The organism is Streptomyces sp. NPDC006259 (assembly GCF_042870975.1).
GTDB lineage: Bacteria > Actinomycetota > Actinomycetes > Streptomycetales > Streptomycetaceae > Streptomyces.
On sequence record NZ_JBIAHY010000004.1, the window covers coordinates 373,009 to 387,832 of the forward strand.

General features: G+C 73.4%; 12 protein-coding genes. 9 read left to right on the forward strand and 3 right to left on the reverse strand.

All coding sequences use genetic code 11. The features are described from left to right. Nucleotide 1 precedes the first annotated feature (1 nt). From ACFYO5_RS18315 to ACFYO5_RS18330, 4 genes are all read left to right on the forward strand, one after another. Nucleotides 2–619, forward strand: a complete 618-nt coding sequence (locus ACFYO5_RS18315; protein WP_388709713.1) for an RNA polymerase sigma factor — start codon at nucleotides 2–4, stop codon at nucleotides 617–619. 87 nt (nucleotides 620–706) lie between these two features. After that, nucleotides 707–1,669, forward strand: a complete 963-nt coding sequence (locus tag ACFYO5_RS18320; RefSeq protein ID WP_388709715.1) for a hypothetical protein — start codon at nucleotides 707–709, stop codon at nucleotides 1,667–1,669. A gap of 526 nt (nucleotides 1,670–2,195) precedes the next feature. Then, nucleotides 2,196–2,855 (forward strand): RNA polymerase sigma factor, encoded by a 660-nt coding sequence (locus ACFYO5_RS18325; protein WP_388709717.1) that lies wholly within the window; start codon nucleotides 2,196–2,198, stop codon nucleotides 2,853–2,855. After that, complete coding sequence (locus ACFYO5_RS18330) at nucleotides 2,855–4,087, forward strand: hypothetical protein (RefSeq protein ID WP_388709719.1); 1,233 nt, start codon at nucleotides 2,855–2,857, stop codon at nucleotides 4,085–4,087. The genes ACFYO5_RS18325 and ACFYO5_RS18330 overlap by 1 nt, the downstream gene beginning before the upstream one ends. Before the next feature lie 265 nt (nucleotides 4,088–4,352). Here ACFYO5_RS18330 and ACFYO5_RS18335 read toward each other — a convergent pair whose 3' ends face one another. Beyond that, nucleotides 4,353–5,258, reverse strand: coding sequence for a L,D-transpeptidase family protein (locus ACFYO5_RS18335; protein ID WP_388709721.1), 906 nt, complete (start codon nucleotides 5,256–5,258; stop codon nucleotides 4,353–4,355). Between the two features lie 245 nt (nucleotides 5,259–5,503). On the opposite strand from ACFYO5_RS18335, the gene ACFYO5_RS18340 reads away from it, so the two are divergent. Then, a complete protein-coding gene (locus tag ACFYO5_RS18340; RefSeq protein WP_388709723.1) occupies nucleotides 5,504–7,084 on the forward strand; it encodes a methylmalonyl-CoA mutase in 1,581 nt (526 codons plus the stop codon). A 203-nt stretch (nucleotides 7,085–7,287) separates the two neighbouring features. On the opposite strand, the gene ACFYO5_RS18345 is transcribed toward ACFYO5_RS18340, so the two are convergent. Together ACFYO5_RS18345 and ACFYO5_RS18350 are read right to left on the reverse strand one after the other, a co-directional pair. Beyond that, entirely contained in the window at nucleotides 7,288–8,652 is a 1,365-nt protein-coding gene (locus ACFYO5_RS18345) for a polysialyltransferase family glycosyltransferase (protein WP_388709725.1), read from the reverse strand. Beyond that, nucleotides 8,652–9,653 (reverse strand): glycosyltransferase family 2 protein, encoded by a 1,002-nt coding sequence (locus ACFYO5_RS18350; RefSeq protein WP_356560185.1) that lies wholly within the window; start codon nucleotides 9,651–9,653, stop codon nucleotides 8,652–8,654. The genes ACFYO5_RS18345 and ACFYO5_RS18350 overlap by 1 nt, the downstream gene beginning before the upstream one ends. Before the next feature lie 197 nt (nucleotides 9,654–9,850). Here ACFYO5_RS18350 and ACFYO5_RS18355 point away from each other — a divergent pair, with 197 nt between their 5' ends. Genes ACFYO5_RS18355 through ACFYO5_RS18370 form a run of 4 tightly spaced genes read left to right on the forward strand, consistent with a single transcriptional unit; the run spans nucleotide 9,851 to nucleotide 14,750 of the window. After that, the gene (locus ACFYO5_RS18355; protein WP_388709727.1) at nucleotides 9,851–11,212 is read left to right on the forward strand and encodes a DUF6716 putative glycosyltransferase; all 1,362 of its coding nucleotides are present in this window, start codon (nucleotides 9,851–9,853) and stop codon (nucleotides 11,210–11,212) included. A 56-nt stretch (nucleotides 11,213–11,268) separates the two neighbouring features. Then, complete coding sequence (locus ACFYO5_RS18360) at nucleotides 11,269–12,651, forward strand: cytidylyltransferase domain-containing protein (RefSeq protein ID WP_388709729.1); 1,383 nt, start codon at nucleotides 11,269–11,271, stop codon at nucleotides 12,649–12,651. Nucleotides 12,652–12,667: 16 nt separating this feature from the next. Next, a complete protein-coding gene (locus tag ACFYO5_RS18365; protein WP_388709731.1) occupies nucleotides 12,668–13,606 on the forward strand; it encodes an N-acetylneuraminate synthase family protein in 939 nt (312 codons plus the stop codon). Between the two features lie 55 nt (nucleotides 13,607–13,661). Beyond that, complete coding sequence (locus ACFYO5_RS18370; RefSeq protein ID WP_388709733.1) at nucleotides 13,662–14,750, forward strand: hypothetical protein; 1,089 nt, start codon at nucleotides 13,662–13,664, stop codon at nucleotides 14,748–14,750. Nucleotides 14,751–14,824: the final 74 nt, after the last annotated feature.

Below are 14,824 nucleotides of genomic sequence, written 5' to 3' on the forward strand. Positions count from 1 at the left end.
CTTGGGCCAGGGAGGGGAATCCCGGCGCGCGCAGGCGTACGACGGGGAACTGGGCGCGGCGGTGACGCGGGCCCAGGACGGCGACGAGTCCGCGTTCGCGGTCGCTTACCGCATCGTGCAACCGGGGCTGCTCGGCTATCTGCGCGGCATCGTCGGCGACGACGCCGAGGACGTCGCCTCCGACGCCTGGCTGGAGATCGCCCGCGACCTCGGGCGGTTCAAGGGCGACGGGGCCGGCTTCCGGGGCTGGACGGCGACCATCGCCCGGCACCGGGCGCTGGACCACTTGCGCAGGCTGCGGGTACGGCCCCGGTCGACGGCGCTCGAACAGGACGTGCTCGACCTGCCCGGTCCGCACGACACCCACGACCAGGCCGTGGAGTCGCTGTCCACCGAGCGGGCCCTGGAGCTGGTGCGCGGACTGCCGCGCGACCAGGCCGAGGCCGTACTGCTGCGCGTCGTGGTCGGCCTGGACGGCCCCGCCGCGGCCCGCGTCCTGGGCAAGCGTCCCGGCGCGGTCCGCACCGCCGCGCACCGCGGGCTGAAGCGGCTGGCACGCCAGCTGGGCGGCGAAGGTGTGACGGATGACGGTCCCCGGACGCTGGGGGAGTCGACATGAACGGTGACGGTCGTGGCCCGTATGGATCAGGGGCGGCGGACGTCCCCGGAGGCAGAGCCGGAACAAGCACGACAGGCGGAATCGGACATGGGTGAACGGATGAGCGGCGGCGAGGACGTCCACCGCCGACACGCGCACCCCGCCCGCCCCGCCGCGGACCCGGACGTCCACCTCCGGGTGGAGGCGCTGCTCGCGCGCGCCCTGCGGAACACGGCCGGCTGCCCGGAACGTGAACGGCGGGCCGTCGACGCCTTCCGGGCGGCGCGGGACGCCGGTGCGCACCGGGCCCGCACCCGGCGGCGGGACGACTGGCGGCCCCGTGGACAGCGGCACACCGTCCGCTCGCTGAAGGCCACGCTCTCCGTGCTCCTCGCGAGCCTCACCCTCGGCGGAGTCGCGGTCGCCGCGATCGGCTCGTCCGGTTCCCCGGCGGACACCGCGGACGACGGCCGCCGCGGGTCGTCGTCGGCGAGCGCGTCCGACGGCCGGCGTGCCGAACCCTCCTTCGCCCCGTCCTCCGACACCGCCGCGGGCCGGGACCGGCCGTCGACGGCCCAGGAGACCGAGGCCCGGTGCCGCGCCTACGACCAGGCCGCGCGCCGGGGGAGGGCGATGGAGGCGACGGCGTGGCAGCGCCTGGTCACCGCCGCGGGCGGCGAGGCGAACGTCACCGCCTACTGCGCGGCCCGGACCGCGTCGGCCACGGCGACCCCCACGGACAGCGGAGACCACAACGGCTCCGGCACGGCCACCGGGAACACCGGGAACACCGGGAACACCGGGAACACCGGGAACACCGGGAAAACCGGGAAAAGGGGAAACACCAGCGGCAACACCGGTAACACCGGGAACGCCGGAAACGGGGGAACCACCGGAAATGCCGGAAGCGGGGGAAACAGCGGGAACAGCACCGAAGGCGCGGCAAGCGGCGGTGACACGGGGAACACGGGCTCCGGATCCAGCGGAAACTCCGGAAAGGCTGGGACCACCGGAAATACCGGAAACAACACGGGCGAAACCGGTAACACGGGCAGCACCGGGCGCCGGTGACGCCGGAGCCGAACCGAAACGAACCAGCGGAAAGGGTCACCTGCGGGCCGGGTGGACGCCGAAGGCCCACAGCGCAGACCGGTAACCGCTTCCGGCCGCCACGACGATCTCGGCCGGTCGAACTCCGCTCCGACCGTGTCCCCGACCTCCGGGGTGAGCCACAGCGCCCGCCGATGCGACGGAGGCGACTCCCGAGTCCTGGTGGGCGGCGCCGCCAAGGCAACGGCCGGAGCCGCCACCCCCCACAGGAGAGGCCCCGGCCGTCGCGCGGCACGGGCCGCGCGGCGACCCGTACTCCCTACAGCGCCATGAGTGCGTTTTCTGTCACACCCCGAGCCGGCACCACCGCGTCACGAGTCGGTTGCGTCTTGTTCGCACATGGACGACCGGCAGTTTCAGGTCGTAACGTGCTTTTCGCGCCGGACGGCGGAACGGCTGGAGCAGCGTGACCGACTGCGGCCGCGACCATCAGCGGCCCCGACCGTCCGCGGTCGGCGAACCGGACCATCGACCGAGGAACCACGACGTGGGGGACGACGCGGAGCTGACCGCCGCGGTGCTTGCGGCGCAGGACGGGGACGAGACCGCCTTCCGTGCTGTGTACCGCTCGGTGCACCCGCGGCTCCTGGGCTACGTCCGCACCCTGGTCGGCGACCTCGACGCCGAGGACGTGGCCTCCGAGTCCTGGCTGCAGATAGCGCGCGACCTGGAGCGGTTCAGCGGGGACGCCGACCGCTTCCGCGGCTGGGCCGCCCGGATCGCCCGCAACCGCGCGCTGGACCACATCCGGATGCGCGGCCGCCGCCCCGTGGCCGTCGGCGACGACACCGAACTGACCGGCCGGGCGGCGGAGTCCGACACCGCGGGCGAGGCCATCGAGGCCCTCGCCACCGGCCGCGCCCTCGATCTCATCGCCCGCCTGCCGCAGGACCAGGCCGAGGCGGTCGTCCTGCGGGTGGTGGTGGGCCTCGACGCCAAGACCGCCGCCGAGACGCTCGGCAAACGGCCCGGCGCCGTACGTACGGCCGCGCACCGCGGGCTGAGGAAGCTCGCCGAGCTGCTCGGCGAGGACGTGGACGCGACGGGCGCGCTCGACGCGCTGCCGGCGCAGCGAGAATCAAGGGGGCGCACGGTGACGTCCGGCGGTGTGACGCACGCGTGCGCGCCGACGCGGAAGGACATGTGATGGCCGACGATCGCAGTGTCTTCCCGGGGGACGCGGAACCCCCCGCCGGCCGCGCCGTGGGCCGTTCCACCGGCCGCTGGCTGAACCGCGAGACGGCGGAACGCCTGCTGACCGGAGAGGCGGCGGACAACGCTGTCGCACCCGCCCACCGCGACGAGGCCGACCGGCTCGCCAGGACCCTGGACGCGCTCGCCGCGATGTCGGCCGCACCCGTCCCCGAGGACGAGGAACTCCCCGGCGAGGCGGCGGCCCTGGCCGCGTTCCGCAAGCTCCGGGCGGACCGCGCGCCGGACCCGGCCTCGGACTTCTCCCACGGAGAGGCTCTCTCCCACGAGAAGTCCCGCTCCCCGGGGCGGCCCCTGCCCCACGGACACAGCTGCTCCGCCGGGCAGGCCTGCCCCCATGGGCCCGCGCCCGCGCCCGCCGAGGACGGCGGCGTGGTCCGCATCGGTGGCCGTGCCCGGCCGCACGGCCGTCGCCGCCCCCGCTGGAACCGTCCCGCCCGGCTGGGACTGGCCACCGCGCTGACCGTCTCCATGGTGGGCGGGGTGGCGGTCGCGGCCGGCACCGGGTTCCTGCCCACGCCGTTCGACGACGCGGCACCGGGCCCCGCGGCCTCCGTGTCGGCCGCCGCGACGCCCGCACCGGACAAGCCCCTCGTCCCGACCACGCCCGGCGCCGGCGCAGGCTCGGCGGCCCCCGGCGGGGGGACGAAGGGCACCCCGGCTCCCGGCACGGACGGATCCGGCGGCCCCGCGCCCCGCGCCGACGACCTGGTCGCGTCCTGCCGTGAGAAGAAGGCCGGCCGGGCGCTGGACGCCGAGCGTCGCGGCACCCTGGAGCGCGCGGCGGGCGGCTCCGCGCGCGTACCGGCGTACTGCACGGGCCTCCTCGACGACCGTGACTCCGGCGACCGTGACTCCGGCGGCCGGAAGTCCGGTGGCGAGAATTCCGGCGGGCCGACCGGCGGCAAGAAGGAGCACGACCACCGCGACCAGCGGAACGGCGCCGGGAACGGCGGCCGGAACGGTGGGGGGAACGGTGGGGGGAGCGCGGGCCGGGCCGGCGGGAAGACCGGGGGCACGACCGGCCAGGACGGCAAGGGCCGCGGCGGCGGGAAGGACGACAAGGGCGACAAGGGCGGCAAGGGTCCCGAAGGCGGTAAGGGCGGCAGGGCCGGCGCGGGCGACAAGAACACCAAGAACACGGGGAACACCGGGAACTCGGAGTAGAAGCACGGCAAGGGTGGCAGTGCCCCGGAGCCGGGGAGGCCGGCCGTGGGTGGCGACCGCGTGAACCCCGGCTGACCTGCGAGTTCGTGGACCGTGAAAGTTTTCTGCCGCGAGGTGTGACGTTTTCGGCGGCTCCCGCGCAGTAAGTAGTGAGCCGACTGGTCATCGGCCCTCGCACCGAGCCGGGGTTCCCCCCGTACCTACGGCTCGTGCACCTGGCGCGGGCGGGACACGTTCCCCCGGTCCCGCCCGCGCCCCATACGCCTCACCAGGACACGACGACCTTGTCGCCGTTCCTCACCTGGGCGAACAGCTCCGCGATCGCCGCCTCGTCCCGGACGTTGACGCAACCGTGCGAGGCACCGGCGTAACCGCGTGCCGCGAAGTCCGACGAGTAGTGCACCGCCTGTCCGCCGCTGAAGAACATCGCGTACGGCATCGACGAGTCGTAGAGCGTGGACACGTGGTGGCGGGACTTCCAGTAGACGTGGAACACACCCTCGCGGGTGGGGGTGTACTGCGAGCCGAACCGGACGGACACCGTCGACAGGGTCCGCCCGTCGATCATCCAGCGCAGGGTGCGGCTCGTCTTGTCCACGCACAGCACGCGTCCGGTCAGACAGCGGTCGTCGGGTTCGGCGGCCGCCTGACCGCCCATCAGGTACAGCTCCCACCGGCCGGGTTCGTGTGTCATCCCCAGCAGCCGCTGCCAGGTGACGGTGTCGGTCCGCCCGGTCCCGGGCAGGCCGCGCTTGCCCTGGAACCCCTTCACGGCCTCCTCCGTGCGGGCGTCGTACCTCCCGCTGGGCCCGTCGAACAGCCAGGCCACCTGCCGCAGCCGGGCCTGGAGTTCGCGGATGTCACGGCCGGAGTCGCCGGGCGACCACAGGACCGGCGGCGGGGGAGCGGGGGCGGTGGCGGAGGCCTGCGGGCTCGGGGCGCCGTCGCCCGCAGGACGCGCGGGTGCGGTGCTCGCCGCCTTGCCGTCGGCGGGCCCGCCGACGGCCGTCGGGCCGACGTCGCCGCGTCCTGGCGGGCGGGGCGCGCCGCCTTCCGCGCCGGTCGGCTCCACCGTGCAGGCGCCCACCGCCACCAGCGCCGCCGAGCCCGCCAGCACGGCGAGCGATCTCCGCGCGGCGAGCCGTCTCCGTCCGGCCGTTCCGCTTCTCATGCCCGTCATACGCGCGCGTGACCCCCGTCGTCTCACCGGCGCCCGGTCCCCTCCCCGGATGTTCCCCGCGGATGACGCCACGCGAACGGTCCGGCAGGGTGGTGACGGGGACCGCAGCAACTCTGTGAGCAAGGTCCCAGCGTGCTCCACTCCACCGGGTGCAGGCACACCGCTACAGTCCGTCGAAGGGTCGGACCGTACCAGCTGGTAACTGGCGAGTAACGTTCAGCGGGAGGCAACACACCATGGCGCGCGAGTCTGAGTCCGGACTGCCCATCGAACCGGTCTACGGACCGGACGCACTCGAGGGCTGGGATCCGGCGGAGAAGCTGGGCGAGCCGGGCGCCTACCCCTACACGCGGGGCGTCTACCCGTCGATGTACACCGGCCGGCCGTGGACGATGCGCCAGTACGCCGGTTTCGGCACGGCGACGGAGTCCAACGCCCGCTACAAGCAGCTCATCGCCAACGGCACGATGGGCCTGTCGGTCGCCTTCGACCTGCCGACCCAGATGGGCCACGACTCCGACGCCCCGATCTCCTCCGGCGAGGTCGGCAAGGTCGGGGTGGCCATCGACTCCCTCGACGACATGCGGGTGCTGTTCGGCGGGATCCCGCTGGACAAGGTGTCCACGTCGATGACGATCAACGCGCCCGCCGCCCTGCTGCTGGTCCTCTACCAACTCGTCGCGGAGGAGCAGGGCGTCCCCGCCGACAAGCTCACCGGCACGATCCAGAACGACGTGCTGAAGGAGTACATCGCGCGCGGGACGTACATCTTCCCGCCCAAGCCGTCGCTCCGTCTGATCGCCGACATCTTCAAGTACTGCAAGGCCGAGATCCCGAAGTGGAACACGATCTCGATCTCCGGCTACCACATGGCGGAGGCGGGTGCCTCGCCCGCGCAGGAGATCGCGTTCACCCTCGCCGACGGCATCGAGTACGTGCGCACGGCGGTCGCGGCCGGCATGGACGTCGACGACTTCGCCCCCCGCCTGTCCTTCTTCTTCGTCGCCCGTACGACGATCCTGGAGGAGGTCGCCAAGTTCCGCGCCGCACGCCGCATCTGGGCACGCGTGATGCGGGAGCAGTTCGGTGCGAAGAACCCCAAGTCGCTGATGCTGCGGTTCCACACCCAGACCGCGGGTGTGCAGCTGACCGCGCAGCAGCCCGAGGTGAACCTGGTCCGGGTCGCCGTCCAGGGGCTGGCGGCCGTCCTCGGCGGCACCCAGTCGCTGCACACGAACTCCTTCGACGAGGCGATCGCGCTCCCCACCGACAAGTCGGCCCGGCTGGCGCTGCGCACGCAGCAGGTCCTCGCCTACGAGACGGACGTGACGGCGACGGTCGACCCCTTCGCCGGGTCGTACGTCATCGAGAAGATGACCGACGACGTCGAGGCCGCCGCGCTGGAGCTGATGACCAAGGTCGAGGACCTCGGAGGCGCGGTGACCGCGATCGAGCACGGCTTCCAGAAGGGCGAGATCGAGCGCAGCGCGTACCGCATCGCCCAGGAGACCGACTCCGGTGAGCGGGTCGTGGTCGGCGTCAACCGCTACCAGCTCGACGCGGAGGAGCCGTACGAGCCGCTCCGTGTGGACCCGGCGATCGAGGCCCAGCAGGCGGACCGCCTGGCGAAGCTGCGCGCCGAGCGCGACCAGGCGGCGGTCGACGCCGCCCTCGCCGAGCTGAAGAAGGCCGCCGAGGGGGAGGACAACGTCCTCTACCCGATGAAGGACGCCCTCAAGGCCCGCGCGACGGTCGGCGAGGTGTGCAACGCCCTGCGCGAGATCTGGGGCACCTACGTGCCGAGCGACGCGTTCTGAGCCGGTGCTGGTGCCGCGTCGGGCAACGTCCGCCCTGCCGACGACGGCGCGCGGGTGCCGGTCGTCGGCGGGGCGGTCTCACCGGATGACGTAGCGGCGGATCATGCTGCCCTGCTCCGTGGGTGGCGTGGTCGGTGCCGTCGGACCGCCGCTTCGCCAGGACGCGCCGGTTCCCGCCCGGAGCCGCCGTTCGCAGCCGCCGCTCACACCCGCCGTACCGGCTTGCCCGAGGTCTTGGTCCGGCGTACCGCCTTGCGGAGTGCTCCGGCCCGTCGCGCCACCCGGCGCGCGGTGGAATTGCGGGGGAGGAACGACAGCCGCTCCGGGATGCCGCCCGGCAGGCCGAGCGCGGTCAGCCGCCTGCGCTTGAAGTACCGCCGGGTGCGTGGCCCGAGTCGGGTGCGCAGGTATTCCTCGGCCACCGGGCGCAGCGCCGGATGGATCTGGGACCGCATCACATAGCCCACCGTCCTGACCAGATCGGACAGCGACTCCCGCGGAAGGCGCGTCTCGCCCTCGCCGTCCTCCAGGTCCGGCAGCAGCGCGTCCGCCAGCACGGCCGGGATCCGGTTGCTGTTCTGGTACGGGGCGAGCCGGTCCATCAACTGCACGGTGCCGATCCGGGCGACGGGCAGCCCGTAGAACGTCGACGCGGTGAACAGGGCGGTGGAGAAGCAGCCCACCACCAGCGCCGGCCGTGCCCCGGCGAACAGCACCTCGGCGAGGACCGGTGTGTCCAGCACGGTGAGGTCGACGCCGAGCCTCCCGGCCTCCGCCTCCAGGACGCGGCTGTAGCGGGCCGGCGCGGTCGGGTGCGGCTTGAACACCACGGACCGGTGCCCGCGGGCGACCGCCCCCCGCACCATCCGCACGTGCAGATCCTCCTCCTCCTCCGCGGTGAGGATGTCCAGCGCGGACAGGTACTGGCCCAGCAGCAGCGCGCAGTCGTCGGGCAGCGCGGGCAGCTCCGGCACGGCCTCGCCGATCTCGCCGAGGACCTTCAGGAAGCCACTCGTGGGCACGGTCCGCGCGGGCACCCCGAACTCGGTCAGCAGCAGCGGGACCAGCCCCGGCACCAGGTCGAGATGGAGCAGCCGGCGCACGCGGGTGCCGATCAGCGGGTCGATCCTGTTGCGGGTCGGGCCGTAGCTCATCAGCCCGTCGGCGTACACGTCGACGGGCGCTCCGGGGAACACCTGAGCGATGGCCTGCGCCGGGTTGACCTGGATCGACTCCAGGACGATCTCCACCCGGTCCTCGCCCAGCCCCCACAGCAGCCGCAGCCAGCGCTCCAGGAGCGGCACGTCGTCGCGGCGCGGTGCCCAGGCGCCCGGATGGAAGGGGCTGATCGCCTCGTTCCAGGACAGCACCGCGTCGAAGCGGTCCCGCAGCGGTGCGAAGCCCGGCATCTCGTCGACGGCCGGGGTGGTCTCCGGCGTCGTCGTGTTGTTGCACACCAGCAGCAGTCGGCGGTCCGCCGCGGGGAAGGCACCGGTGTCCAGCGCGGCGGCCAGTGTGGCGACGCCGTACAGCGTGGAGGCGCAGAAGATCTGGGTCGTGCGAGGCATCAGGCGGCCGCCTTCGGGGTGCCGGTCTTCGAGGAGGTGATCCTGCGGCGCAGCCGGCGCAGTGTGGAGGAGCGCTCCAGGTCCATCGTGTCCAGGACCTCGGCGAGCAGGTCCTGCGGCATGCGCCTGACGGCCGCGGCGCTCATCGCGCGCAGCCGCCTGGCCACCGGCGGCTCGAACTTCTCGATCTCGCCCAGGTGGTGGGCGATGATCGCGCAGTACGTGCGCACCGCCTTGGGGAGCAGCCGGTCGGCCTCGCGGTCCCGCGCGGTCTCCTCCACGACCTGGTCGAACGCCCGGATGAAGTCCAGCTGGCGGGCGTCGCCGATCTGGGTGAGGGAGGAGGCGACCCCGCGCCGGTAGAAGACCCCGAGCAGATCCAGCACGGCGAACGACTCCGCCTCCCGGTGCAGCTTCCAGATCCACGGCCGGTCCTCGGCGGTCCGCAGACCGTGGGTGAAGTGCAGCAGCCCGCGGTCGACGAGACGGCGGTGGTAGGCGCCGGCCCAGGCGTAGGGATAGTCCACCGACGTCGAGCGGTCCGCCGGCAGGATCGCCTCCCGCGGGTCCAGCACCTCCCCGCGCAGCCCGTGCGGATGCCGGACCAGGGTGCGGGCCCGTCCGGTCGCCTGCACATGGTCGACGCGCACGAAGTCGCAGCCCAGTTCCTCGATCGCGGTGACCAGATCGGTCAGATAGCCGCGCGCGAGCCAGTCGTCGCCGTCCAGGAACGTCAGGTACTCGCCCCGCGCGGCGTCCAGTCCGGTATTGCGCGCGGTGGCGAGCCCTCCGTTCTCCTCATGACGGATCAGGCGCACCTGGGCGACCTCCGCGAGTGCGTCGGCGGCCCGTTCGAGAAGGGCGGGAGTCCCGTCCTTCGAACAGTCGTCGACCAGCACGAACTCGAAATCCGGACGGGCATTCAGGTGAAGGCTTCTGAGGGTGTCCGGAGCGTATTGCTGGACGTTGTAGAACGGCACGATCACGGAAAGCTTGGGCACGCCGAAATCCTAGAAGTGCGCCCGGCGGTGGGAATTGCCGGTGCGGGTACGGGTGATGAACGCGATGTGTCGGATCGGTGCACCCCGTGTTCTTCCCGGGAGTCGACGGGCCGGTTCGGAAAGCGGTGGCGCGCTGTTAACTTCCCGTTGAGTCGAGGTTGGGCAAAGCCCGGGATTCGCTTTCTAGCGTCCTCGATGTGCCACCACGTACTTCGAAGCCTTTGCGGATAGCCGTACTCGCGGACTCCGACACCCGCTGGAAATGGGGGGCGTCGACCGCGCGCCGGATCGCTCCGGGCGGACGGCCGGACCCGTCCGGGGAAACCGGACCGCGGGACGGCGCGCGCGTCGTCCCCGTCCTCGACGGCTACCTCCTGCGCGGCCGGGCGACCCCCACCCCCCGCCAGCTCGCCGAGGTCGGCGTGCCCGCCGACTCCCTGCGCGAGGTGACGGCCGTCGAGTTCCTGCGCGCCATGGCGAGCGAGAAGTACGACGTCCTCGTCCTCGCGCTGGTCGGCGGTGGCGTCCAGGCCGTCCTGCACGGGCTGAAGCGGATCCGGGAGGACGGCGGCGAGCGGCCCGTCGTCGTCACCGGCTACGTCGGCGTCGTCTACGAGAAGCTCGCCGACGGTCTGCTGCTGCGCCACGGCGCCGACCTCGTCCTCGCCAACTCCCGTCAGGACGCCGAGCGTTTCCGTGCCGTGTACGACGGGGTCGGCGCCGACGCCTCCTCGGTGACCGAGGTCGCCCTGCCGTTCCTCGGCGGCGCCCCCTACACCGGCGCGCACGACCCGTACACCGTGGTCTTCGCCGCCCAGCCCTCCGTGCCGGAGAGCCGCGGGGACCGCGCCTACCTGCTCCGACGGCTGATCCGGCACGCCGAGCAGCACCCCGACCGCGAGGTGCTGCTCAAACTCCGCTCCAGGCCGGGCGAACACACCACCCACATCGAGGAGTCGCCGTACCAGAAGCTGGCCCAGCGGCTCGACCCGCCCGCCAACTTCCGCCTGGTCTACGGGAACATGGGCGAGGTCCTCGACCGCACCGACCTCATGGTCACGGTCAGCTCCACCGCCGCCCTCGAATCCCTGCACCGCCGGATCCCGACCGCGGTCCTCACCGACCTCGGGGTGCGCGAGGCGCTCGGCAACCACCACTTCGTCGGCTCCGGCTGCCTCGCCTCCTGGGACCAGCTCGACGCCGGGCACCGGCCGGCACCCGACGCGGAGTGGGTGGCCCGGCAGGGCGTCGCCGCCGGGGGAGGCTCGTACGAACGGGCCTTCGACACGGCCCGCGCACGCATCGCGGAGCTGCTCGACCGCCCCGGCGGCCTGCCGCCGCTCACCCCGTACTACACACCCGCCACCGCCCCCGGCTACCTCCCCGGCATCCTCGCCCGCCACCACCTCGGCCCCGACGGCAGTCCGCTGTCCGGCGTCCCGGCCTCGGACGGGGGACCCGGCCCGGTCCGCCGGATCGTCCGCCGCGCCGCCCGCGGCGCCTACCGCCACGGCGTCCAGCGCGTCGCCCCGGTCATCCGCCGGATGGGGGAGCTGTGAGGTCCCCGGCGTCCGCACAGGCCGCCTCTCCGGTGTTCTCCGAAGGAGTCCCACCCATGTCCCACTCGCAGGCGGGCGTCCGTCGCGTCCTCGCCGTGATCCCCGCGCGCGGCGGCTCCAAGGGCGTCCCCGCGAAGAACCTCGCACCGGTCGGCGGTGTGCCCCTGGTGGCGCGGGCCGTGCGGGAGTGCCGGGCCAGCCGGCTGGTCACCGACGTCGTGGTGTCCACCGACGACCGGGCCATCGCCGTGGCCGCCCGCGAGGCCGGCGCCGAGGTGGTGCTGCGCCCGGCCGCCATCGCCGGCGACACCGCCACCTCGGAGGCCGCCGTCCGGCACGCCATGGACACCCACGAGGCCCTGCACGGCGTGCCCGTCGATGCGGTGCTGCTGGTGCAGTGCACCAGTCCTTTCCTCGTCCGCGAGGACATCGACGGCGTCGCCGCCGCGGTCGTCGAGAACGGCGCCGACACCGCCGTCACCGTCGCCCCCTTCCACGGCTTCGTCTGGCGCGACGGCTCCACCGGGAGCACCGGGAGCACCGGGAGCACCGGGAGCACCGGGATCACCGGGAGCACCGCGGGCACGGCCAGGACGGGTACTACGGGTAGCACGGGTACGACGGGTACTACGGGCAGCGCCGACAGCACGGGCGGCGGCTTCGGCGTCAACCACGACAAGGCGTACCGCCCACGCCGCCAGGACCGCCCGCAGGACCTCCTGGAGACCGGCGCCGCCTACGCCATGGACGCGGCCGGCTTCCGCGAGCACGGCCACCGCTTCTTCGGCCGCACCGACCTCGTGCGCACCGACCCCGCCCGCGTGCTGGAGATCGACGACCCGCACGACCTGGCCCGCGCCCGCGCCCTCGCGCCCCTCTTCGACGCGGCCGACGCCCACTCCCGGCTCCGCCCGAGCGGGGGCGACCCCGTGCGCTCCCTCCCGGCCGCCACCGACATCGACGCGGTCGTCCTGGACTTCGACGGCACCCAGACCGACGACCGGGTGCTGATCGACTCCGACGGACGGGAGTTCGTCTCCGTGCACCGCGGCGACGGCCTCGGCATCGCCGCCCTGCGCAGGAGCGGACTGAAGCTGCTGATCCTGTCCACGGAACAGAACCCGGTGGTCGCCGCCCGCGCCCGCAAGCTCAGGCTCCCGGTCCTGCACGGCATCGACCGCAAGGACCTCGCCCTGAAGCAGTGGTGCGGGGAGCAGGGCATCGCGCCGGAGCGCGTGCTCTACGTCGGCAACGACGTCAACGACCTCCCGTGCTTCGCCCTCGTGGGCTGGCCGGTGGCGGTCGCGAGCGCCCACGACGTCGTACGCGGCGCCGCCCGCGCGGTCACCACCCTCCCCGGCGGCGACGGCGCGATCCGGGAGATCGCCGGCTGGATCCTCGGACCCTCACTCGACTCCCCCGACCCCCTCCCCAAGTAAGTAAGGAACCCCCTTCATGAGCACCAACTCCCGCCTCCGCCGGTTCGGTTCGCGTACGGCCGGCCCGGGGCAGCCCGTCTACGTCTGCGGCGAGATCGGCATCAACCACAACGGTGAGCTGGAGAACGCCCTCAAGCTCATCGACGCCGCCGCCGAGGCCGGCTGCGACGCCGTGAAGTTCCAGAAGCGCACCCCGGAGATCTGCACCCCGCGCGACCAGTGGGACATCGAGCGCGACACCCCCTGGGGCCGGATGACGTACATCGACTACCGGCACCGCGTGGAGTTCGGCGAGGACGAGTACCGCCGGATCGACGCCCACTGCCGGGAGAAGGGCATCGCCTGGTTCGCCTCCCCGTGGGACACCGAGGCCGTCGCCTTCCTGGAGAAGTTCGACGTACCCGCCCACAAGGTGGCCTCCGCCTCCCTCACCGACGACGAGCTGCTGCGCGCCCTGCGCTCGACGGGCCGCACGGTCATCCTCTCCACCGGCATGTCCACCCCGAGGCAGATCCGGCACGCCGTCGAGGTCCTGGGCAGCGACAACATCCTGCTCTGCCACGCCACGTCCACGTACCCGGCGAAGGCCGAGGAGCTGAACCTCCGCGTGATCAACACCCTCCAGGCCCAGTACCCCAACGTCCCGATCGGCTACTCCGGCCACGAGACGGGTCTACAGACCACCCTTGCCGCGGTCGCCCTCGGCGCCACCTTCGTCGAGCGTCACATCACCCTCGACCGCGCCATGTGGGGCTCCGACCAGGCCGCCTCCGTGGAGCCCCAGGGCCTCACCCGCCTCGTCCGTGACATCCGCGCCATCGAGGCCTCCCTCGGCGACGGCGTCAAGAAGGTCTACGAGTCCGAGCTGGGCCCGATGAAGAAGCTGCGCCGCGTCTCGGGCGTCGTCGCCGAGGCGGAGATCGCCGCGGCGGCCGGCGAGCCCGTCGGCGTCTGACCCCGGACCCCCTCCGACCACCGCCGCCAGCGCCCTACGGGACGGTCGTACGACGATGAGCCCTCGCGCCGGGAACCCCGGCACCACCCCCCGCACCCTCGCCTTCGTCGAGAGCCCGGTGCAGCTCCTGAACGTCCTGGAGTGGGCCCACTCCAGGGGAGCCCGTCCCCGGGAGGAGCCCGGCGCGGGGTTCACCCTCGTCGTCCTGTCCCCGACCGACCCCATGACCCGCGGCCAGCTGCGCCGCATGGCCGAACTGGCCCGCCAGGACGGCCACGAGGTCCGCTGGGAGGAGGCCCGCGGCGGAGCCGGGGCACCCTTCCGCACCATCGGCGGCCTCAACCGTGAACTGCGCCGGGCCGACCGGATCGTCATGGGGGACCCCTTCTCCCGGTACGTCCAGCTGCTGCTGACCATCACCCGCGCCGACGACCTGGTCGTCGTCGACGACGGCACGGCCACCATGGAGTTCGTCGGCCAGCTCGCCCGCGGCGAACGCCTGGTGCGCTGGCACCGCAAGGGCGGCCGCCCCGGCCCCCGCGACCTGCTGTTCGCCCCGGTGTCCGGCGCCGCCCGCCGCCGTCTCACCCCCGGCCCGGACCGGCGCGTGGAGGTGTTCTCCGCCATGCCGATACAGGACGCGCCGGACGGCGTCCTCGTCACCTCCCACACCTTCGCCTGGACCCGCGAGCGCTTCGGCCCGCCCCGCGTGACGAAGGGCGCCGACATGGTCGGTACGTCCCTCGTGGAGACCGGCGTCGTCGACGGCGAGCGCTATCTGCACGCCGTCGGCGTTCTCGCCGGGGCCCACGGCGCCACCCGCTACTTCGCCCACCGCCGGGAGAGCGCCGAGAAACTCCACCGCCTCGCCGTGGAGACCGGCCTGGAGGTCGTCCGCCCGGACCTCCCCCTCGAACTCATCGCCCGCCGGGGCCCCATCGGCGGAACCGTCCTCAGCTTTCCCTCCACGGTCGTCCACACCCTCCCCCTGGCCCTCGCCGGTACGGACGTCCGCGTCGCGGTCTGCGACATCGACCCGGCCTGGCTCACCCGGAGCGCCTCCCCGCGAGCCCAGGGCTTCCTCTCCGGGGTCACCGGGACGGCCCGCGGAGTCGACCGCCTGGCCGACATCGCTCCGGCCTGACCTGCCGGGGGCCGACCTGCCGGGGGCCGACCGCCCGGCGTGCGCCGGGCACCGTCCCACCGATACCCGGACCG